The following is a 20,031-nucleotide window of genomic DNA, read 5'->3' on the forward strand; positions in this document are numbered from 1 at the left end:
CGGGCGAAACCGCAGCTAGAACATTGGTCATACACTATGAACATTGATCGGGCCGCTTCTCAAGCCATTAAGATCCTCAGAGTGGGAGAGTCGGGGATCGGAGGGTCGTGAGCGCTACGCCGGGCAGGAGAACGCGGCGCCGGAGCGGTGAGGCGGCGCCCGGGGTGTGGCTGCGCCCCCCGCGCGCGGGCAGGGCCGAGCCGGTCGTCACCCTCGGGCGGATCGTGGGGGCGGCCGTGGAGCTGCTGGACGAGGAGGGGGCCGATCGGCTGACCATGCGCCGCCTCGCCGAGCGGCTGGGGACCGCCGCCACCACGCTCTACCTTCATGTGGAGACCAAGGACGACGTGCTGGACCTCGCACTCGACGCCGTGTTCGGCGAGGTGCCCGTCCCTCCGACGTCGCGTGGCGCGTGGCGCGACGACGTCACCGCTCTGATCACCGAGTGGCGCGCCACGATGCTGCGCCACCCGTGGTCGGTGGCGGTGCTCGATCGTCCCCTGCTGGGCCCCAATGTGCTGGCCCGCACCGAATACCTGCACGCCGCGCTCGCGGGGGCGGGTTTCACCGGTCCCGGCCTCACCGCCGCCGCCTACGCCCTGGCCAACTACGTCATCGGTTCCGCGACGATGCAGGTCGCCGGTGCCGCGTACGGCGAGGCCGGGTGGAGGCGGGCCGCCGAGCTGCGGGTGCGGGCCGACGGTGAGCTGTATCCGACTCTCGCCGCGCACGGGGCCCCGATCGGCAATGACTGGGACCAGGTGTTCGGCACCGGGCTGGACTACCTGCTGGACGGCGTCGAGTCGCGGATCCGGTGAGTCGGCGGCCTCGACGCGAGAAACTCTCCGTCGCGAGGACCGACGGTTGTTGATCTACAATGTAAAGGCGCCCGTGCGGAGTCGCGAACAGACGAAAATCAAGATCACCTTCCTTCCCTGGCGATCTTGGTCCACCTGACGATCGACCCGCGGCGCGCGGCCGATACGCTCGCGCCCGGGAAGGGCCGTAAGGGAGCGGGAAGGGAGGCCGATGCTTTTCGCCGTCGCGACCGTGTTCGGGCTCACCTGGTGGCTCGGGTGTTACGTGATCGCCAGGGACCCCCGCGAGCGCGGACCGAGGCGGGCCGGCCTGGGACTGCTGGCCTACGCCGCCGCGCTGGCGATCGCCCAGGTGCTCACCGCCGTACCGGACAACGCGGTGAAGGTGCTGGGCGCGGTCGAGACCACGCTGGTCTGCCTGCCGGCGCTGCTCTGGACGGGCGCCGTGCTGACCCTCGTTCCCGGTGGTGAGCGGCTGGACCGGGTCTGGTCCAGAGGGCTCGTCCCGCTCACGCTCGTGGTGTTCGCGTGGCTGCTGGTGGCCGGCCTGGGGGAGGGGGTGAGCCTCGCGGCGCGGGTGGTGGCCGGGGTGCTGCTGCTGGGACCGCTGGCCGGGGTGCTGGTGCTGCTCGTGCGGGCCAGGCCGCCGCGGGCCGGGTGGCTGGTGGTGGTCGCCACGCTCTTCTTCTGGCTGGGGGCGGCGCTGCTCGTGTTCCCGCTGTTCGGCCCGCCCGGTCTGCTCTCCATCGTCGCCATCGACGTGGACATGGTCCTGCTGGGCGTGGCCATCGCGATGTCCAGCGCGTTCCAGGCGGGGGAGGCGCTCTGGCGCGACATGCTGCGGTCCCTGCTGGGGGCGACGGCCGTGGCCGTCGCCTCCGGCGGCCAGGTCGCCCTGGCCGTCGCGCTCGGTGAGTCCACGCCCGCCCTCTCGGCGCTGTTGTTCGGCGTGATCGCGGTGGCCGTCGCCGCACAGACGCTGGCCGTTCCTGTGCATCGGGCGCTGGACCGGATCGCCTTTCCCGGCGACCCGGAGATCCGCCGCGAGCGGGCCGAACTGCGCGAGACGTCCGAGGCGCTGCCGCGCCGCGAGCAGGGTCCGCCGCCGCCGGACGAGACCGAGTTCGTCCGGCTGACGCGGCGCGCCCTGGCCAACTACGGCGATCTGGGCAAACTCGCCAGCAGCCCGCTCGCGAACCTGCCGGTGATCGACGCGCGGATCACCGGTGACATTCCCCTGGAGCGGGCGGCCGAGTTGAAGCACCTGCTGCTGGAGAGCATTCAGCGGCTCAAGCCCCGCGACGGCGAGTTCGGCACCAGTGAGGAGTGGCGCTTCTACAACGTGCTGTACTTCCCGTACGTTCGAGGGTTGCGTCCCTACCGGCGCGGGGCCGATCGAGGTGGGCTCGCCGCCGCCGAGCGGCAGGCGTTCGACTGGTTCGTCCGCGAGGTTCCCGAACGTACGCTCTACAACTGGCAGAACGCGGCGGCCAAGCTCGTCGCTGATGATCTTCGTCGTGAGAATCGGCAGTGAATGGCAGTGCCGTGTCTGCAGATGGCAGCGGGTGGGGCGGTGTGCTGGGCGTGTCGAAACCCGACACCCTCAGCGAAGGAGACATCGATGACCACGACCGCCCCCACCGCTCGCCGCACCTCCCTGCTGACCCGCGTGCTGAGGACGGACGCCGTCCTCACCGGAGGGTTCGCGCTCCTGCTGGCCGTCGCGGCGACCCCGCTCGCCGGTCTGCTCGCCCTCCCCGAGCCGTTGATCCGCTGGGCCGGGATCGGGCTGCTGCCGTTCACGGCGTTCGTCGCTTATCTGGCCACCCGCCCGGTTCCGCCCAGGGCGGGCGTCTGGACGCTGATCGTCGTCAACGTGCTGTGGGCCGTGGACAGTGTCCTGTTGCTGTTCACGGGCTGGGTGGACCCGAACCCGCTGGGTGTCGCCTTCGTCGTCGCCCAGGCTCTGCTGGTCGGCGCCTTCGCCGAACTCCAGTACGTCGGGTTGCGCCGCGCCTGACCCCGGGCCGCCGAGAGGCCCCGTCGCGCCCGGCATGGGCGGCGGGACCTTCGGCGATCCTGGAGGTGTCGACCTCCGGCAGGGGCTCGGGCCCTGGGGGCGGTGGTGTTGTGACCGAAGGCGGGTGAGTCCCGCCACCCATATAGCAGTGTTGACTTATATAAGTGAATGCTGAAACAATGTGTCCTGTGCAGGCCTTCGATGTTCTCGGTGATCCGGTCCGGCGCCGGATCCTGGAGCTGCTCGCCGACGGCGAGCGGAGCTCCGGTGCGATCACCGCGGTCATCCGGGAGGAGTTCGAACTCTCCCCCTCGGCGGTTTCGCAGCATCTGCGGGTGCTGAGGGAGAACGGGTTCGCGAAAGTCCGGGCCGAAGGCGTCCGCCGCCTGTACGCCATGGACTCCGCCCCCCTTCGGGAGATCGACCTGTGGCTGGAACGCTTCCGCCGGTTCTGGAGTCGGCACCTGGACGTGCTGGCCACCGAACTCACCCGCGGCGAACGCCACCCGACCGACGATCCGGGAGCGGCGGCCGACGGTCGCCCCCCTGCCAAGGAGAAGAAAAATCCATGATCGACATCATCGCCCAGATCAACGCCATCAACCGTGAGGTCGGCAACCGGTCGACCGCCGACGGCGAGGCCGTCGGCGTCCTGCTGCGACGCCGCTACGAGGCGCCGATCCATGACGTGTGGGAGGCGCTGACCGACCCCGACCGGATGAAGCGCTGGTTCCTGCCGATCAGCGGTGATCTGCGGGTCGGCGGCGACTTCCAGTTGGAGGGCAACGCGGGCGGCCGGATCCTGCGCTGCGAGCCTCCCAGCCTGCTGAAGGTGACGTTCGGCGGCGAGAGCAGCCTGGTCGAGTTGCGCCTGTCCCCCGACGGGGAGGAGGCGACCACCCTCGAACTCGAGCACACCGTCCCCCTGGAGATGGCCGGCAGCGGCGCGGGCGCGCTCTATGTCGGGCCAGGATGGGACGGCGCCCTCATGGCGCTGGGCCTGTTCGTCGCAGGGGAGGTGAGTGACGACCCGGTCGCGGCGGCGAACTCGCCGGAGGGCCAGGAGTTCTGCCGGCAGTCGGTCCACGCGTGGGTCGCGGCGATCGAGGCCTCGGGCACCGCCGACCCCGCCGAGATCGCCGCCGCGACCGAGGTCTCGCTGGCGCAGTTCGCCCCGGACGTCGGCTCCCCCGTGGAGAAGGGGAACGCCTGATCGAACGGCGATCGGCCGCACGCGCACCGCGACGGGTGCCCGCGGTGGATCAGGCGATGCCTGCCGCGGGCACCGGAGCACGGGCCGGGCACCTTACGGGGAGCCGTCGGTCAAGGTTCGTGTCGGCGCGCGCGGCCTGCCGAACCGTCCCGGGGTTGGTGTCCCAGTACCCCGGTCCCGTCACGGCCCGGTAGGGCGCCCCGCCTCGGCCGTGCGACCAGGACGCGTCGTCTTTTCCTGCTCGTCCGCGCGGCGGGTCCTCTCCGGCGGGAAAACCGTTTGCCGCCGGCGCCGCGCCTATGAAGGATGGGGGTTCTCATGAGCCGTCCCGTCATCTCCGAGATCCCGACCGGCCCCGTCACCGTGCCCGGCGTCGTCACGGCGCTCGCCGCCGGTGACACCGTCACCCCGGTGTGGCGCAACGAGCTCGGCGGGCTGACGTTCCGCCTCGAAGACGGACGCGGCGGCATCAGATACGCCAAGTGGGTCGCCGCCGGCACCCCGGAGATCGACCTTCAGGCGGAGGCGGAGCGCCTGATCTGGGCACGGAGATGGGTGACCGTCCCGCGGGTCCTCGAGCACGGTACGGACGCCGACGGCGCGTGGCTGGTCACGGCGGCGGTTCCGGGCCTCTCGGCGGTGGATCCCCGCTGGAGCGACGCCCCGGCGACCGCGGCGGCCGCGATCGGCCGGGGACTGCGCCTGCTCCACGACACCCTGCCCGTGGAGCGGTGCCCGTACGAATGGAGTGTCGAGCGGCGGCTCGCGCGTGCCGACGAACGCGTCGCCGACGGCGAGGGACCCGCAGACTGGTTCCCCGAGCACCGGCACCTGGGAATCGCGGAGGCACGGGCCCGCATCGGGAATCCCCCCGCCGTCGATCGCCTCGTCGTCTGCCACGGGGACGCGTGTGCCCCCAACACCCTGCTGCACGAGGACGGCACGTTCGCCGCGCACGTCGACCTGGGCTCGCTCGGGGTGGCCGACCGGTGGGCGGACCTCGCGGTCGCGGCGTGGAGCATGGACTGGAACCACGGCCCCGGCTACGACGGCGTCGTGTACGAGGCGTACGGAATCGTCCCCGACCCCGAGCGCCTCGCCTACTACCGCCTGCTGTGGGACCTGGCCTGACCGGCCGCGGCCGCCTGCCCGGCGAGAACCCGTAAACAATCCGTAAACGGGTTCCGCCACGCTGAAGGCACATCGAAAACAGCGGGCCGGAAGGCCGGCCACCCTTGAGGAGCAGGACATGAGCAAGGTCGTCGCAGTCATCTACATCTCGATGGACGGCGTCGTGGAGGAGCCCGCCTGGACCGGCCCGTACTGGAACGACGAGCACGCCAGGTTCCAGAGCGGCCAGCTGCACGCCAGCCGGGCGCTGCTGCTGGGACGCAAGACCTACGACGGCATGTCGCAGGCCTGGCCGAAGATGGAGGGCACGCCGGGGGCGGAGCAGATGAACGGCCTGCCGAAGTACGTCGCCTCGACCACCCTGCGGGATCCGGAGTGGAACGCCACCGTGATCAAGGGGGATGTCGCCGAGGAGGTCGCGAGGCTCAGGGCCGAGAAGGGCCAGGACCTGCTGATCTACGGCAGCGGCGAGCTGGTCGCCTACCTGATCGAGCACGGGCTCGTCGACGAGCTCAAGCTCTTCCTCCACCCGGTCGTGGTCGGCTCCGGCAAGCGCCTGTTCCCCGACGGTGTCGCCACCTCCTCCTGGAGGCTGGCCGGCACCGCGACCTTCAGCTCCGGTGCCATCGTGCTGGACTACCGTCCGGCCGCCGAGTAGCGTCGGCCCGCCGCCGAAGCCGCCGTGCGGGCCCACCTCCCGGGCGTGGCGGCTTCGGTGTCAGGTTGTGTCGCCGGACGATCCGGTCGGTGTGGCGCCCTCGACCGGCCGGCCGCCGCCGACGTATGCCGGCCATCGTTCGATCCACTGGACCTGGGGTGATCACCCGCCGTACCGGACCGGACGGAGCCGCCGGCCCGCGACGAACGGTCCGGCGGACGGAGCGCCGTCGCTCAGCGCGGTGGGATCCTGCCGAGGCCGGCGACGACCTCGAAGGCGTGCTCGGGGTAGGGATCGCCGTCGGCGGGGCGCCAGTCCGCAGCCAGGACGAGTCCTGGGTCGAGGAGTTCGAACCCCTCGAACAGTTCGCCGACCTCGCGCATGGTGCGAAGGTGTACCGGGTTGCGGGTCTGCCCGTACACCGCGAGCCCTGCGGACGCCTCGTCCTCCGGCATCGTGTCGGAGCAGGCGTGGGTCAGCCCCAGGTAGCTGCCCGGCGCGAGGGCGTCACGCAACTGTGCCATGAGGTCGTGCGCGGTGTCCCCGACGACGAAGTGCCACACCGCGACCGTGAACACGCCGATCGGCCTGGTGAAGTCGAGCGTGGCCCGCACCCGGGGATGGTCGAGGATCTCCTGTGGCCGGCGCAGGTCGCCGTGAATCGTCAGCACGCCGGAGTGGTCCACCGTCGACTGGTTGTGCGTGACGACCGTCAGGTCGTTGTCGACGTACACGACGCGGGCGTCCGGGTGGATCCCGCGCACGACCTGGTGGAGATTCGGGGGAGTGGGCAGGCCGCAGCCGATGTCCAGGAACTGGTCGACGCCGGCTTCCGCCATCGCCCTGGCGGATCGCAGCAGGAAGCCGCGGTTGGCCCGGCAGGCGTCGGGGACCGTCGGGAAGTGAGCCACCAGCATTCTGACGGCCTCCCGGTCCGCCGCGAAGTTCTCCTCGCCGCCGAGCATGACATCGTACATACGGGCCGCACTCGCCTGCGACGCGTCACTGGGATGGGTCACCTGATGCCTTTCCGAGAGGGGAACGGTCGTCCATTACGTGAATGCGGTCACAGATCCTCATGAGGAGCGCCGTCGTGTCGCCACGGTCGCGGGCCGCGAGCGAGAGCCGGTCGAAGGTGACGGCGTGCTCCTCCCGGAGGGACCGCTCGGCGACCTCGTCCCGCTGGCCGTGCATCGCGATCATCTGGGGCCGGCCGTGACCACTGCGAAAGATGGTGAAAGGCCCGTATCCGGGGATGAAGCGTGAGCCCATCGGATTCACCTGGATGCTGATGCCCTTCATCTGGGCGGAGGCGGTCAGCGCGATGAGCTGGCGGATGTGCGCGTCGATCCCCGCGATCGGCCGCCACAGCACGGGCTCTTCGATCACGGCCCACAGCACGGGCCGATCGTCGCCCGCGAGCACCTTCTGGCGGCGCAGCAGCTGTTCCACGTTCCTCTCGACGCGCGGGGCCGGGTCCGGGTATCGGCTCATCCGGTGGACCGCCGCCGCGTATTCCGGGGTCTGCAGGAGCGGTGGGACGACGAACGGCTGGTAGGTGCGGATGAGGTCCGAGGTCTGTTCCAGGCGCATCACCACCGCCGTGTCCAGCGGGAGTTCCTTGCTGTCCCACCAGCCGGGTTTGCGCTCGCCGAACGCCACCGACAGCAGCATCTCCTGCTGGTACGGGTCGACGACCCCGTACAGGGTGAACAGGTCACGCAGGTCGTCGCGGCGGAAGCCTCGCTGCCCGGTCTCCATACGGCTGATCTTCGACTCGCTGGCGCGGATGGCCTTGCCGGCTTCGGCGGCGGTCAGGTTGCACTGGAGCCGTAGCTGCCGGAGCCGGGCGCCGACGATCTGGCGCGCTATGTCGCCTGCGTCTGTGTGAGCGTTCACATCACCTCCGAGCGTCTCCGCCTGCCGGACCTGGACCGTCAGTGGGAACCAATGTCTTTTCCGTGAACTGCCATGTTTCTTGACTTGCCATGGCAAGATCGTCCAGAAGGCGAAATTGAGGCTATTGCTTATTTTCTCTCACTGCCTATGGATTTCAGGTAGTGTTCCATGAAATTTCAAGATCACAAAACTTGCGGAAGGCGCGTCCGGTCAAGGGCCACCCCGCAGGACGGCCCTTCTTCCTGAGCACGTCCGCGACGGCCAGGCCCGCCGATGAGCGCCCCCGTTCCCCGTCTGGGCCGCCCACCTGCCCGGAAGACGTCGTTCGACGGCGGGCGAGACCGGCGCGCGGGACGGAAGTCCCGGCCGGACGGGCCGTTCGGCCGCTGTGCGAACACCGCTGTGGCGATGGGATGGAGACACCCCCCCGAGGAGGTCGACATGGCTGCGTATGTGGTGGTGAGTACGGTCTCGGCCCTCGCCGACAGGGCTCTCGCCGACAGAGTTGTCGGCGTCGTCGGCGTCGTCGGCGAGGTGTGGCGCGGCCTGAGGATCGTCGGCGTGCGCGAGCCGCGGACCCACGACATCCCGGCGCGCGTCCCGCCGTCCGGGTCTCGCCGGGGCGACTGAGGAGGGGGCGCCGTGCCGTTCTCATCGTTCGCCTCTTTCGACGTCTCCGCCGGGGAGAGGCCGTCACACCAGGACGGGTGGTCGTCGGCGAAGAGGGAGATCGTCGTCGGGTTCGACGGATCGCCGCAGAGCCGCGCCGCCGTCGAGTGGGCGGCGCGCGAGTGCCGCACACGGTGGATGGAGCTGACCGTCTGCCACGTCTGGGACGGCCCCCACGCCGAACGTGAGGCCGCCGTCACCGGACAGCGCCGCACGCTCGCGGGCGGCATCCTGACCGACGGCGTGGAGCTGGCCGAACGGCTGCTGCCAGGCCGAACCGTGCGGTCGATCCTGGCGCGCGGCGCCGCCGGGCCGGAACTGGTCTCACTCGGCCGGACGGCGCGGATGCTCGTGGTCGGACGCCGGGGACTCGGCGGGGTCTCCGGCGTGCTGCTCGGTTCGGTGAGTGCCCATGTCGCCGCGTACGCGCCCTGTCCCGTGCTCGCCGTCCAGCGGCCGGACGTGACACCGCGGCCGGGTTCGGGGCAGGGACCCGTCGTGGTGGGGGTGGACGGATCCGCCTGCTCGCTCGCGGCCCTGGGGTTCGCCCTCTCCCACGGCCGGGCTCACCGGCTGCCGGTGCACGTGATCCACGCGTGCGCGGACACCCCGCACCGGACGGGGAGATTCGCGCGCTCAGCGGCCGGAGAGGACGTTCGGCGATGGGTGGAGGAGGTGGCGAGCGCGTTGGAAGGCGACCGCCGCGGCATGGTCGTCACCGCCACCGTCTCCGGTGAACCGCCGCTCGCGGCACTGCTGTCGCACGGCCATCGGGCGTCACTGCTGGTCGTCGGCTCTCGCGGGCTGGGGCCCCTCAGAGCGCGGCTCCTCGGGTCGGTGAGCCGAGGACTGCTGCACCACGCGTCCTGGCCGGTGGCCGTGGTGAGATCCCACGGCCCGCACGGCCGTGGCCGGGAGCTCTCCTTCAGGGAACTTTGAGCCTGTCCGGCCTCTCCTGATCGGGGACCTTCGCCACGGGACCTGGAGCCCGGCCGGTTCGCGCGGGCTCGCGCGTCACCGCCTCCTCGCCGCCCTGGCACGCGCACGCACGATGGAGCGCACCGTCAGCAGGGCGGCGACGAGGACGATCTGACCGCCGAGGATGATGCGGTTGACGTCCACCGCGGGTTGCCAGCGGACCTCGGAGTCCTTGACGACGAACACCCCGGCGGCGGTGACGTCGAAACCGAACCCGCCCCCCGACCCTTCCGCGGCCTGCTCGCCCCCTTCCTTTCCGCCGCCCCCACCACCGCCACCGATCACCCTGGCCACGGGAATGATCGTCACACCGTCCTGGACGATGGGCTCGCCGAAGACCCGCCTGATCGAGACGGTGTCCTTCGCCTGTTCGAGAATCTCCGTGATTTTCATGGTGCCTTTTCCTTTCGACGGCCGATGTCCCCTCCATGATCGTGCGGAACACGGTGCCGGGGAAAGGGGCGAAGGTCCGCCCCCGAGGGGAGGCCGCTCCCCGGGGAGGGCGAAGGCCCCGGTCCTCGGGGAGGGCGAAAGCCCTGGTCCTCGGAGAGGACAAAAGCCCTGGTCCTCGGAGAGGACAAAAGACTCTGTCCACGCGCACCGAAGTCGGGACCTGTGGCCCTGGGGCCGGGCCGCCCGGCGCGGCTCTGATGGGAGGGAAGGGAGAACAGCCATGTCCGCTCTGATCATCGCCGGAACCGACGGCTCCATCGGCGCGACCGCCGCGGTCGGATGGGCCGCCGACGACGCCGCCCGTACCGGCCTGCCGCTGCGCATCGTCACCGCCGTGCATCGTCGGCCGAACGACATCTCCAGATTCCCCGTCCTCGACGGGGAGGAGGACGCGATGACCCGGGGCGCACGCGAGGTGCTGGACGAGGCGGAGGCGACGGCACGCACCCGGCAGCCCACCGCGGAGGTGAGCACCACGTTGGCCGAGGGCCCGCCCTCGCTGGTCCTGCGCGATCTGGCACGGGACGCGGCGGAGATCGTCATCGGAAGCCGTGGTCTCGGCGGCTTCGCCGGAGCCGTCATCGGTTCGGTCAGCATGCACGTCGCCGGGCACGCGCACTGCCCGGTCGTCGTGGTCCAACCGGGCCAGGTGCCGGCGTACGGCGAGATCACGGTCGGTGTCGACGACTCCGACGCCTGCGAGCCCGCCCTCGCCTACGCCTTCGAACAGGCCAGGCATCGCGAATGCACGCTGCGCGCCCTGTACGCCTGGCAACTGCCCGTGCGCGTCTTCGCCCCGGAGATCGCCTACGACATGGACGAGGTCCGCATCGCCCAGTACGCCGCGATGGCCGACCGGCTCGCCTCCTGGCGGCAGAAGTATCCCGAGGTGAGCCTCATCGAGGACGTTCGGTGCGCGCACCCGGTCGAGGCACTCGCCGAGGCCTCCAAAAAGGGGGACCTGCTCATCGTCGGCTCCCACGGCCGAGGCACCCTGGGCTCGCTGCTGCTGGGGTCGGTCAGCCGGGGTGTCCTGCACCACGCGCACTGCGCCGTCGCGGTCGTCCGCTCGTGACGACGTTCACGGCCACCGTGGCGGCCACCGTGGCGGCCACCGTGGCGGCCACCGTGGCGACCGTGTGCCCCGTGCGAGCGCTCGAGGCATCTGTGGAAACGACCTGAGCCCTTCCCGCCCGCGAGTGCGGCGAGAGGCCGGCCGGGACCCCTTTCTCCCAGGAGATCTCACTTCGGGAGGGCCCGGAGGAGGTCAGGCCCGCGCCGGGCACCCGTACGGCGCGGCCCTCCGTTTGCCCCGCACGGACGGGGTAGGGGAGACATCGCCGCAGCTCAGGCCATCCGGGAGGGGAAATGACCAAGTTCGGATACTTCTTGTCGAGCGAGGAACACGGTCCGGCGGAACTCGTACGGCAGGCCAAACTCGCCGAGCGGGCGGGCTTCGAAGGGCTGTGGATTTCCGACCACTTTCACCCATGGCTGGACGTGCAGGGGGAGAGCCCGTTCGTCTGGTCGGTGATCGGGGCGGTGGCCGAGGCGACCTCGCTGCCCATCACCACCGCCGTCACCTGCCCGCTGATCCGCACCCACCCGGCGATCATCGCGCAGGCCGCCGCCACCAGCGCGGCGCTGTCCGGCGGCCGGTTCCAGCTCGGTGTCGGCACCGGTGAGGCGCTCAACGAGCACATCCTCGACTCACGCTGGCCCCCGGCCTCCGAGCGGCTGGAGATGCTGGAGGAGGCGGTCGAGCTCATGAGGGAGTTGTGGAGCGGGAAGCTGGTGACCCATCGGGGCACCCACTACAAGGTCGACACCGCCCGCCTGTACACCCTTCCCGACGAGCCGCCGCCCGTCTACATGTCCGCCTTCGGGGACAAGGCCGTGCAGCTGGCCGGGCGCATCGCCGACGGCTACATCTGTACCTCCCCGAGTGCCGAACTGGTGGAGAAGTTCCACAAGGCCGGTGGCGCGGGCAAGCCCTCCCAGGGCGGGCTGAAGGTCTGTCACGCCGCCGACGAGGCCACGGGCCGCAGGACCGCGCACCAGCTCTGGCCCACCCAGGGCATCAAGGGGGAGGCATCGCAGCTGCTGCCACTGCCCCGCCACTTCGAGGATCTCGCCGAGGCGGTCACCGAGGACGAGATCTCCGCCCCCTGTGGCCCCGACCCCGAGGTGCACGTCAAGGCGATCAAGGAGTACGTGGACGCGGGCTTCGACGAGATCTACATCAGCCAGATCGGCAAGGAGCAGGACGCCTTCTTCGACTTCTACGCCAAAGAGGTCCTGCCCCGGCTGCGCTGACATCCATCCGAGGAGGAGAACATGAAAGCTCTCACCTGGCACGGCAGACGCGACGTACGGGTCGAGGAGGTTGCCGACCCGATGCTCAAGGAGCCGAACGACGCGATCATCAAGGTGACCACCAGTGCGATCTGCGGATCGGACCTGCACCTGTACGAGGTCCTGGGCCCCTTCATGGGCGAGGGCGACATCCTGGGCCACGAGCCGATGGGCATCGTGGAGGAGGTCGGCTCCGAGGTCACCTCGATCAAGCCGGGGGACAGGGTGGTCATCCCGTTCAACATCTCCTGCGGCCACTGCCACATGTGCGGCCTGAACCTCTTCGCCCAGTGCGAGACCACCCAGGTCCGTGACCAGGGCATGGGCGCGGCCCTGTTCGGCTACACCAGGCTGTACGGCGAGGTTCCCGGCGGGCAGGCCGAGTACCTGCGGGTCCCCGAGGCGCAGTTCGGCCCGATCAAGGTTCCCGAGGGGCCGCCGGACGAGCGGTTCGTCTACCTGTCCGATGTGCTGCCCACCTCCTGGCAGGCGGTGGAGTACGCCGACATCCCCGACGGCGGGAGCGTCACCGTCTTCGGGCTCGGCCCGATCGGGCAGATGACCTGCAGGATCGCCAAACATCTGGGCTACCGGGTCATCGGCGTCGACGGGGTGCCCGAGCGGCTCGCGATGGCGCGCCGTCACGGCGCCGAGGTCCTCGACGCCTCCGCGACCGCCGACATTCCCGGCGCGGTCAGGGAGCTCACCGGAGGGCGCGGCACCGACTCGGTGATCGACGCGGTCGGTATGGAGGCGCACGGCTCCCCGGTCGCCAAGTTCGCCCAGACCGTCACCGGCCTGCTGCCCGACGCGATCGCCGCCCCGCTGATGTCCAGCGCGGGCGTCGACCGGCTGCGCGCGCTCAACCAGGCCGTCGACACGGTGCGGCGCGGCGGCACGATCTCCGTCGTCGGCGTCTACGGCGGCATGGCCGACCCGATGCCGATGCTGAGGATGTTCGACAAGGGCGTCACCCTGCGGATGGGCCAGGCCCACGTCAAGCGCTGGATCGACGACCTGATGCCGCTGGTGACCGACGACTCCGACCCTCTGGGGGTGATGGACCTGGCCACCCACAGGCTCCCTCTCGACCAGGCGCCGCACGGTTACGAGATCTTCCAGAAGAAGCGGGACGGGGCGATCAAGGTTCTTCTCAACCCCTGACGCACCGGACGGGTCGCGAGAAGAACCACGAAGAACGTCACCGGAAGAACACGAAGGGGAAAAGGAGAGGAATGGACGCGATCGTTCTGCTGAAGGACGACCACAAGACCGTCGAGAAGCTGTTCAAGGAGTTCGAGAGCGCGGGGGAGCGGGCGTACAAGAAGAAGCGGGAGCTCGTCGACCAGATCATCGAGGAGCTCACCGTCCACGCTCACATCGAGGAGCAGATCTTCTACCCGGCCGCCCGTGAGGGCGCTCCCGAGACCTCCGACCACGTCCTGGAGAGCGTCGAGGAGCACCACGTGGTGGTCTGGATGCTCTCCGAGCTGGCCGGGCTCGACCCCAAGGACGAGCGGTTCGACGCCAAGGTCACGGTGTTGATCGAGAACGTCCGCCATCACGTCAAGGAAGAGGAGGAGGAGTGGTTCCCGGAGGTGCGGGAGGCGATGGGGCGCAAGAGACTCCAGGAGATCGGTGAGGAGATGGAGAAGGCCAAGGCCGGGGCTCCCAGGGACCCGCTCGCCCTGAGCAGCGCCCGCGCCTGACCCTCTTCGCGCACCTGTACGAACCCCGCAAAGGCATGCCCCCTCCGAAGTCGGATCCCGGAGGGGGCATGCCTTTGCGGGCACAGGTCCCGGAGGGGTACCGCGCCTTGGCGGGAGATCTCTTCCCGCCGGCTCGGTGACGGCCTTTGGGAAGGGCCGGGCGGGAGCCCCGCGACACGCACGGGCCCCGGCCCCCCGATGGGGGCCGGGGCCCGCGTGCGCCGGGGTCCGTTCCGGCGTCAGGGAAGCTGTTCGGTGACGAGAAACGCGACGCCGCCCCCCTCGTCGACGTCGGCGTCCAGCGACTTGTCGTCGAGCATGTCCACGACCTGCGGGTCGAGGAAGATCCGTGCTCCTTCCGACTCCACCACCCTGTCGGCGGACTCGGGGTGTTCCGCGATCGAGAGCACGAGCGATCCGGTTCCGTCGCTCTGGGATGAGATGCGCACCCCGGTATCGGGGGAGTCTGTCATCTGCGAGCTGAGATCCCGGATTACCTGGGCTGCCGTGTCCGTCAATGTGAGCATTGCTACTCCTTGTCGGTATCGGGACTTGGATTCTTCGCCCTTGCCCGCTCTCATCCGCCCCAACCATCCCCCCGGATTTTCTCGCGGCGACCACGATCGGCCGATCATGCGGGATGCCGGTCAAGGCGCTCTGCCGCCTTGCGCGCGGCGATCAGGACCGGGTCCCACACCGGGGCGAACGGGGGAGCGTACGACAGGTCGAGCCCCGTCATCTCCTCCACCGTCATCTCGTGCCACAGGGCGACGGCCAGGGCGTCGATGCGCTTGGCCGCGCCCTCCTGGCCGACGATCTGGGCCCCCAGCAGGCGGCCCGTCCCCCGGTCGGCGATCACCTTGATCTTCATCGTCCGGGCGCCGGGAAAATACCCGGCGCGCGTGGTGGACTCCACGATCTCGCCGACCGGTTCGAACCCGGCCTCCAGCGCCTGCGCGGTCGTCAGGCCGGTGCGCGCCACCTCGTACTGGCAGATCTTGGAGACCGCGGTGCCCACGACACCGGGAAAGGAGGCGTACCCGCCGCCGATGTTGATGCCCGCGACGCGTCCCTGCTTGTTGGCGTGGGTGCCCAGCGCGATCGCGACCGGCCGCCGGGAGACCCGGTGGAAGGTCTCGACGCAGTCACCGGCGGCCCAGACACCCTCCACCGGGGTCCGCATCCGCCGGTTCGTCCTGATCCCCGAGGTCTCGCCGACCGGGATGCCCGCGGCCTCGGCCAGCGCGCTGTTCGGCCGGGTGCCCAGCCCCAGGACGATCAGGTCCGCGGGCAGGGCCCGGCTGCCGGTGCGTGCCGCGCGGACCCGCCCCCCTGATTCCTCGAAGCACTCGATGCGTTCGCCGAGGTGCACCTGGACCCCCAGATCGCGCAGGGCGTCGGTGATGAGGGCGCCCATGTCCGGGTCGAGCGTGCTCATCGGCTGCTCGCCGCCGTCGACGAGCGAGACCTCCAGTCCACGCCGCACCATCGCCTCGGCCATCTCCAGGCCGATGTAGCCCGCGCCGACCACCACGGCCCTGCGCGGCCCGCGCTCCAGGGCCTCCAGCAGCGCGATGCCGTCGTCCAGGGTCTGCACCCCGTACACGCCCCTGGCGTCGGCGCCGGGCAGGTCGGGCCTGGCCGGTACGGCGCCGGGGGCGATCACGAGCTGGTCGAAGGGCTCCAGGCCACGGCGGCCCTCCTCGTCGCGCACGGTCACCACGCGCCGGTCCAGGTCGATCTCGACGACCTCGCTGCGCAGCCGCAGGTCGATGGCGAACTCGTCGCGGAACACCTCGGGACGACGGCTGATCAGCGACTCCACGTCGGCGACCTCCCCGCCCACCAGGTAGGGGATGCCGCAGGCCGAGTAGGAGGCGTGCGCTCCCTTCTCGAAGGCGACGATTCGCAGGTCCTCGGGCCCGCGCCGGCGCCTGGCCTGGGAGGCCGCGCTCATCCCCGCGGCGTCGCCGCCGATCACCACCAGTCGTTCCGTCATCGCCTCATCCCTCGTGTGGACCGCCGATGCTACGGCTTCCTCCCCGGGACACGCTCAAACGGGTACGCCGCCACGCCGTGCGCCTGAGGCGGGTCCTCGGCTTCCTCTTCGGGACACGCTCAACGGGCGCCCCGCCACGCCGTACGCCTCCGGCGGGCCCTCAGACCACCTCGAAGTCGGCCATCATCGCCATGTCCTCGTGTTCGAGATTGTGGCAGTGCAGCATGTAGCGCCCGCGGAAGCCTTCGAAGCGCACCAGGACCTCCACCACCTCGTACGGGCGCAGGTCGACGGTGTCCTTCCAGCCGCCGTCCGTCGCCGCCGGGGCCCTGCCGTTGCGTGACAGCACCAGGAAGTGGGCCAGGTGCACATGCACGGGGTGGTGGAAGTCGCTGGTGAGGCGCCAGATCTCGGTGGTGCCGAGCCGGGGGCGGGCCAGCGGGACACCGGGCCGGAAGGGCAGGCCGTTGATCGTCCAGGCGGCGTCGGGGCCCACCCCGGTCCTGCGGAAGTCGAAGAGACGCGAAGCGGCGGCGGACGACCTGAGGGCCGGTTCGACCGCGGCCAGGCGATCGGGCACCGCGCTGTCCTCCCGGGCCCGGCGCGCGACACGAAAGCGCATCACGTCGCGTGTCCGGCCGGTGCCGAGGGTGTTGACCATCGTCACCTCGCTGCCGACCGGGTAGGCGGAGAAGTCGACGACCACGTCGAACCGTTCGGCGGGGGCCATCGTGATCGCCTCGTGCGCGACGGGGGCGGCCAGCAGCCCGGCGTCGCTGCCGACCTGGACGAACCGGCCGCCGGGGGTGAGCTGCAGCCGGTAGCGGCGGGCGTTGGAGGCGTTGAGCAGCCGCAGCCGGTATCGGGTGGCCGAGACCTCGAGCGCCGGCCAGGGAGCGCCGTTGACCAGGATCACGTCACCCTCGACGCCCTGCATGTAGGCGGCCTCGACCCCGGCGCTCACCAGCAGGCTGGGATCGGTCGCCGGGTAGCGGAACGAGCCGTCGGCCTCGAACGCGCGGTCGCAGATCATCAGGGGGACGTCCCGCTCGCCCCTGGGCAGCGGCAGCGCGTCGTCCTCGTCATCCCCGACGATCATGAACCCGGCGAGTCCCCGCCAGACCTGCGGGGCGGTGAAGTCCATTCGATGGTCGTGGTACCAGAGCGTGGCGGCCCGCTGGTCCAGCGGGTACGCGTAGTCCCTCGCCCCGGCGTGCAAGGTCCACTGGGAGGGGTCCACGAGCATGCCGTGGTGGGAGTGGCCGCCGGGCGGGGGCCGGAAGCCGCGTCCGGCGGCCACCACCAGGTCGGTGGGGTAGCCGTCCGAGCCGGACGGGGTGACGCCGCCGTGCAGGTGCGTGGAGGTCGGTACGGGCAGCTCGTTGCGCACCCGGATCGTGACGGGGCTCGCGCGCCTCACCGCGAAGGTGGGGCCGGGGAAGGTGCCGTCGAATCCCCACACCTCGGTCGTGGTCCCCGGGATGATCTCCACCTTCGCGGGACGCTGGACCACCTCGTAGTGTCCCGGCCCGGTGGGGCGCGCCACGGCGGGGATCGGCAGCGGGACGGTGAACGGCCTGGGCAGCGGCAGCGCGCTGGACAGGACCCGGCCGGAGACCTCGGCCGACACCGAACCGCAGCCCGCCGCGGCCAGGCCCGCCGCGCCGAGCGCGCCGCCCAGGAAAAGCCTTCTGGAGATCACGCCGCGCCCCTCCGCTGCCCCCGCCAGGTCCAGGCGGTCATCCACACGGCGAGACCGAAGATCACCATCGCGAGCGGGATGTGCGGGGCGACCAGGCGCTCCATGCCCAGCAGGGTCTGGACGTTCAGCAGCACCGCCTGCAGGACGCTCACCCACAGCGGCCACACCGGGCCGCGCGCGGGGCGCCACAGCGCGATCGCGGCGATGAGCTGCAGGCCGACCAGCACCGTGGTCACGGTGGCGTTGAGGCTGTGGTGGGCGAGCAGGTCCACCTCGCCGGTGACGAACATCCCGGCGATGATCGCCTGCCCCAGCACGGTCACCAGGTGCAGGGTGGCGGTGGCCCGCAGGGACCAGACGATCCAGGCGGGCACGCGGGCCCGGCAGGTCGAGGCGGGCGGGGAAATCATGGACACCTCCGTCGGATTGTGGTGTCCAGGCTCTCGGCCACGGGCTCGGGCGTCGTCACCCCGAGGGCGGGGCTTGGCCGTACTCCCGGTGGCGTACGAGCGTGCGACCGCGCCCCGGGGTGTACGGCCAGGGGAGTATGCGGGGCCGCCGCGCCGCCGGGACGCGTCGGACCCGCTCACGGGGCGTCATCCCTGCGAAGGGATGTCGCCTTTCCGGTACGTGATGCAAATATTTGCGAAAAATGTAATCCACTTTCATGTGCGGCACCGATCGATGCCGAGGCTCTGTCGAGGGCGAGCCGTCGTCCGGTCCCGAATCGGCAGTCCTGTGCCTCCATCGCCCTTCTGGCGGAGGTCTGGGTCCATATCGGGCTGACCGTTCCGTGTCACCGATTCCTCCTGCCGCCGTCGGTCGCGCGGACGGGGAGGGGGCCCGCTGAGGGCCAAGAAGTTACAGGGGGATGGCGGGCCGATCACTGTCACTTTTTTGCATCTGAATAGGTGGACTCTTGCTGCACTCTGCACGCCTCTATATCTTTCTCGTAACCGACCCGCCAAGGAGTGCCTCGGATGAAATCCCCCAAGCTCGCGATGCTGCTCGCCGCGGCCATCGCGCTCACCGCCGCAGGGTGCGGCAATGACGACAGCGGATCCCCGGCCGCGGACAGCACGCCGGGTGCCGCCGGGGCCGAGGCTCCGGTCACGATTTCCGTCGGCTGTCAGCCGCCGAAGAGCAACCCGCTGGAGCGGACCGCCTGGGACGAGGACGTGGCGGCGTTCAAGAAGCTGCACCCGAACATCACGATCGAGAGCAAGGACGCCTTCCCCTGCATCAACCCCGACACCTTCCAGGCGAAGCTGGCCGGTGGGTCGATGGAGGACGTCTTCTACGTCTACTACACCGATGTCAAGAAGATCATCAGTGCGGGCCAGGCCGCCGACATCACCCCGTACGCCGGCGGCGTCGCCAAGCTGAACGACCTGCGCCCCGACGTCCTCGGCATCTTCAAGGAGGGCGAGAAGCTCTACGGCCTGCCCAGGAACAACTACTCGATGGGCCTGGTCTACAACCGCAAACTCTTCACCCAGGCCGGCCTCGACCCCGACGCGCCGCCCAAGACCTGGGCCGAGGTGCGCGACGCCGCCAAGAAGATCAGCGACCTCGGCCCGGGATACGTCGGTTTCGGTGAGTACAGCGCCGGCAACACCGGCGGCTGGCACTTCGCGGCCTCCCTCTACGGGCGCGGCGGCGAGATGGTCACCCCCGACGGCAGGGCCGCGGCCTTCAACAGCCCCGAGGGCAAGGCCGTCCTGGAGAACCTCAAGACCATGCGCTGGACCGACAACAGCATGGGCGCCAAGCAGCTCCTGCAGTGGGAGGACCTGATGCGGATGATGGGCGGCGGCAAGCTCGGCATGATGATCGGCGCCCCCGACGTCGTCCAGGCGGTGAACAACGACTTCAAGGGCAAGTTCGAGGACTACGGGGTCACCGCGCTGCCGGAGGCCAAGGCCTCGCTCAACGGCGGCGACGGCTACATGATCCACCCCAAGGCCACCCCCGAGAAGATCAAGGCCGCCCTGCTGTGGCTGGAGTTCCACGAGCTCACCCCCGGCCAGGGCCAGTTCGACTACGCGCGCAGCAAGCAGCAGGGCCGACCCGTCGGCCTGCCGATCCCCGACCTGTACGGCGACACCGCGCCCGGCAAGGAGATCACCGAGCTGCGCAAGGCGAACGCCACCGTGCCCGTGGAGAACTTCACCCCCTTCGTGGACGGTTCCGCGGCCATCCAGAACAAGCTTGAGCCGCCGAAGTCCCAGGAGCTCTACGCGATCCTCGACGTGCCCATGTCGGCGGTGCTGACCAGGCAGGACGCCGACATCGACAAGCTGTTGGCCGACGCCGAGGCCAAGGCGAACAAGGTGCTGGCGAAGTCGAGAGGCGTCGTCGATGACCTTGTTCACCATTCCGATAGGGGTGTTCAATACACTTCCATCCGCTATGCGGAACGGCTTG

Annotated in this window: 21 protein-coding genes; 14 read left to right on the forward strand and 7 right to left on the reverse strand. The window is 70.3% G+C overall.

What is annotated here, in order from left to right:
- Positions 1-107: 107 nt before the first annotated feature.
- The 7 genes from ABT352_RS37895 (at position 108) to ABT352_RS37925 (ending at position 5,840) form a co-directional block, all read left to right on the forward strand.
- Complete coding sequence (locus tag ABT352_RS37895; RefSeq protein WP_350949871.1) at positions 108-818, forward strand: TetR/AcrR family transcriptional regulator; 711 nt, start codon at positions 108-110, stop codon at positions 816-818.
- A 211-nt stretch (positions 819-1,029) separates the two neighbouring features.
- Entirely contained in the window at positions 1,030-2,352 is a 1,323-nt protein-coding gene (locus tag ABT352_RS37900; protein ID WP_350949872.1) for a hypothetical protein, read from the forward strand.
- 87 nt (positions 2,353-2,439) lie between these two features.
- Positions 2,440-2,838, forward strand: coding sequence for a hypothetical protein (locus ABT352_RS37905; protein ID WP_350949873.1), 399 nt, complete (start codon positions 2,440-2,442; stop codon positions 2,836-2,838).
- A 188-nt stretch (positions 2,839-3,026) separates the two neighbouring features.
- Positions 3,027-3,410, forward strand: coding sequence for an ArsR/SmtB family transcription factor (locus ABT352_RS37910; RefSeq protein WP_350949874.1), 384 nt, complete (start codon positions 3,027-3,029; stop codon positions 3,408-3,410).
- A complete protein-coding gene (locus tag ABT352_RS37915; protein ID WP_350949875.1) occupies positions 3,407-4,051 on the forward strand; it encodes an SRPBCC family protein in 645 nt (214 codons plus the stop codon). The genes ABT352_RS37910 and ABT352_RS37915 overlap by 4 nt, the downstream gene beginning before the upstream one ends.
- A 318-nt stretch (positions 4,052-4,369) precedes the next feature.
- A complete protein-coding gene (locus ABT352_RS37920) occupies positions 4,370-5,182 on the forward strand; it encodes an aminoglycoside 3'-phosphotransferase (RefSeq protein WP_350949876.1) in 813 nt (270 codons plus the stop codon).
- 118 nt (positions 5,183-5,300) lie between these two features.
- Positions 5,301-5,840, forward strand: a complete 540-nt coding sequence (locus tag ABT352_RS37925; RefSeq protein ID WP_350949877.1) for a dihydrofolate reductase family protein — start codon at positions 5,301-5,303, stop codon at positions 5,838-5,840.
- A 233-nt stretch (positions 5,841-6,073) separates the two neighbouring features.
- Here the strand turns inward: ABT352_RS37925 and ABT352_RS37930 are convergent, their stop codons facing one another.
- Together ABT352_RS37930 and ABT352_RS37935 are read right to left on the reverse strand one after the other, a co-directional pair.
- Positions 6,074-6,859, reverse strand: coding sequence for an SAM-dependent methyltransferase (locus ABT352_RS37930; RefSeq protein WP_350949878.1), 786 nt, complete (start codon positions 6,857-6,859; stop codon positions 6,074-6,076).
- The gene (locus ABT352_RS37935; RefSeq protein WP_350949879.1) at positions 6,843-7,739 is read right to left on the reverse strand and encodes a helix-turn-helix domain-containing protein; all 897 of its coding nucleotides are present in this window, start codon (positions 7,737-7,739) and stop codon (positions 6,843-6,845) included. The genes ABT352_RS37930 and ABT352_RS37935 overlap by 17 nt, the downstream gene beginning before the upstream one ends.
- Before the next feature lie 441 nt (positions 7,740-8,180).
- On the opposite strand from ABT352_RS37935, the gene ABT352_RS37940 reads away from it, so the two are divergent.
- Both ABT352_RS37940 and ABT352_RS37945 read left to right on the forward strand, forming a co-directional pair.
- A complete protein-coding gene (locus tag ABT352_RS37940) occupies positions 8,181-8,369 on the forward strand; it encodes a hypothetical protein (RefSeq protein ID WP_350949880.1) in 189 nt (62 codons plus the stop codon).
- 12 nt (positions 8,370-8,381) lie between these two features.
- The gene (locus ABT352_RS37945; protein WP_350949881.1) at positions 8,382-9,347 is read left to right on the forward strand and encodes a universal stress protein; all 966 of its coding nucleotides are present in this window, start codon (positions 8,382-8,384) and stop codon (positions 9,345-9,347) included.
- 75 nt (positions 9,348-9,422) lie between these two features.
- Here ABT352_RS37945 and ABT352_RS37950 read toward each other — a convergent pair whose 3' ends face one another.
- Positions 9,423-9,779: a spore germination protein GerW family protein gene (locus tag ABT352_RS37950; RefSeq protein ID WP_350949882.1), complete on the reverse strand. Its 357-nt coding sequence runs from the start codon at positions 9,777-9,779 to the stop codon at positions 9,423-9,425.
- 280 nt (positions 9,780-10,059) lie between these two features.
- On the opposite strand from ABT352_RS37950, the gene ABT352_RS37955 reads away from it, so the two are divergent.
- The 4 genes from ABT352_RS37955 to ABT352_RS37970 all read left to right on the forward strand — a co-directional run bounded on the left by ABT352_RS37955 (position 10,060) and on the right by ABT352_RS37970 (position 13,903).
- The gene (locus ABT352_RS37955; protein ID WP_350949883.1) at positions 10,060-10,914 is read left to right on the forward strand and encodes a universal stress protein; all 855 of its coding nucleotides are present in this window, start codon (positions 10,060-10,062) and stop codon (positions 10,912-10,914) included.
- Positions 10,915-11,207: 293 nt separating this feature from the next.
- Positions 11,208-12,155, forward strand: a complete 948-nt coding sequence (locus ABT352_RS37960; protein ID WP_350949884.1) for a TIGR03557 family F420-dependent LLM class oxidoreductase — start codon at positions 11,208-11,210, stop codon at positions 12,153-12,155.
- A 21-nt stretch (positions 12,156-12,176) separates the two neighbouring features.
- Positions 12,177-13,358 carry a zinc-dependent alcohol dehydrogenase gene (locus ABT352_RS37965; protein WP_350949885.1) on the forward strand — a complete coding sequence of 394 codons (1,182 nt, stop codon included), beginning with the start codon at positions 12,177-12,179 and terminating at the stop codon, positions 13,356-13,358.
- 71 nt (positions 13,359-13,429) lie between these two features.
- On the forward strand, positions 13,430-13,903 hold the full coding sequence (locus ABT352_RS37970) for a hemerythrin domain-containing protein (protein WP_350949886.1): 474 nt from the start codon (positions 13,430-13,432) through the stop codon (positions 13,901-13,903).
- Between the two features lie 239 nt (positions 13,904-14,142).
- Here ABT352_RS37970 and ABT352_RS37975 read toward each other — a convergent pair whose 3' ends face one another.
- The 4 genes from ABT352_RS37975 to ABT352_RS37990 all read right to left on the reverse strand — a co-directional run bounded on the left by ABT352_RS37975 (position 14,143) and on the right by ABT352_RS37990 (position 18,014).
- Positions 14,143-14,430 carry a Fe-S cluster assembly protein HesB gene (locus ABT352_RS37975; protein WP_350949887.1) on the reverse strand — a complete coding sequence of 96 codons (288 nt, stop codon included), beginning with the start codon at positions 14,428-14,430 and terminating at the stop codon, positions 14,143-14,145.
- A 104-nt stretch (positions 14,431-14,534) separates the two neighbouring features.
- Positions 14,535-15,902, reverse strand: coding sequence for an FAD-dependent oxidoreductase (locus ABT352_RS37980; RefSeq protein WP_350949888.1), 1,368 nt, complete (start codon positions 15,900-15,902; stop codon positions 14,535-14,537).
- Between the two features lie 160 nt (positions 15,903-16,062).
- On the reverse strand, positions 16,063-17,604 hold the full coding sequence (locus tag ABT352_RS37985; protein ID WP_350949889.1) for a multicopper oxidase family protein: 1,542 nt from the start codon (positions 17,602-17,604) through the stop codon (positions 16,063-16,065).
- Positions 17,601-18,014, reverse strand: a complete 414-nt coding sequence (locus ABT352_RS37990; RefSeq protein ID WP_350949890.1) for a hypothetical protein — start codon at positions 18,012-18,014, stop codon at positions 17,601-17,603. Before ABT352_RS37990 ends, ABT352_RS37985 begins: the two co-directional genes overlap by 4 nt.
- A gap of 570 nt (positions 18,015-18,584) precedes the next feature.
- On the opposite strand from ABT352_RS37990, the gene ABT352_RS37995 reads away from it, so the two are divergent.
- On the forward strand, positions 18,585-20,031 hold a 1,447-nt coding region (locus tag ABT352_RS37995; RefSeq protein WP_350949891.1), incomplete at its 3' end, for an ABC transporter substrate-binding protein.

The sequence above is a fragment of the Streptosporangium sp. NPDC000563 genome (genome assembly GCF_040299985.1).
GTDB lineage: Bacteria > Actinomycetota > Actinomycetes > Streptosporangiales > Streptosporangiaceae > Streptosporangium.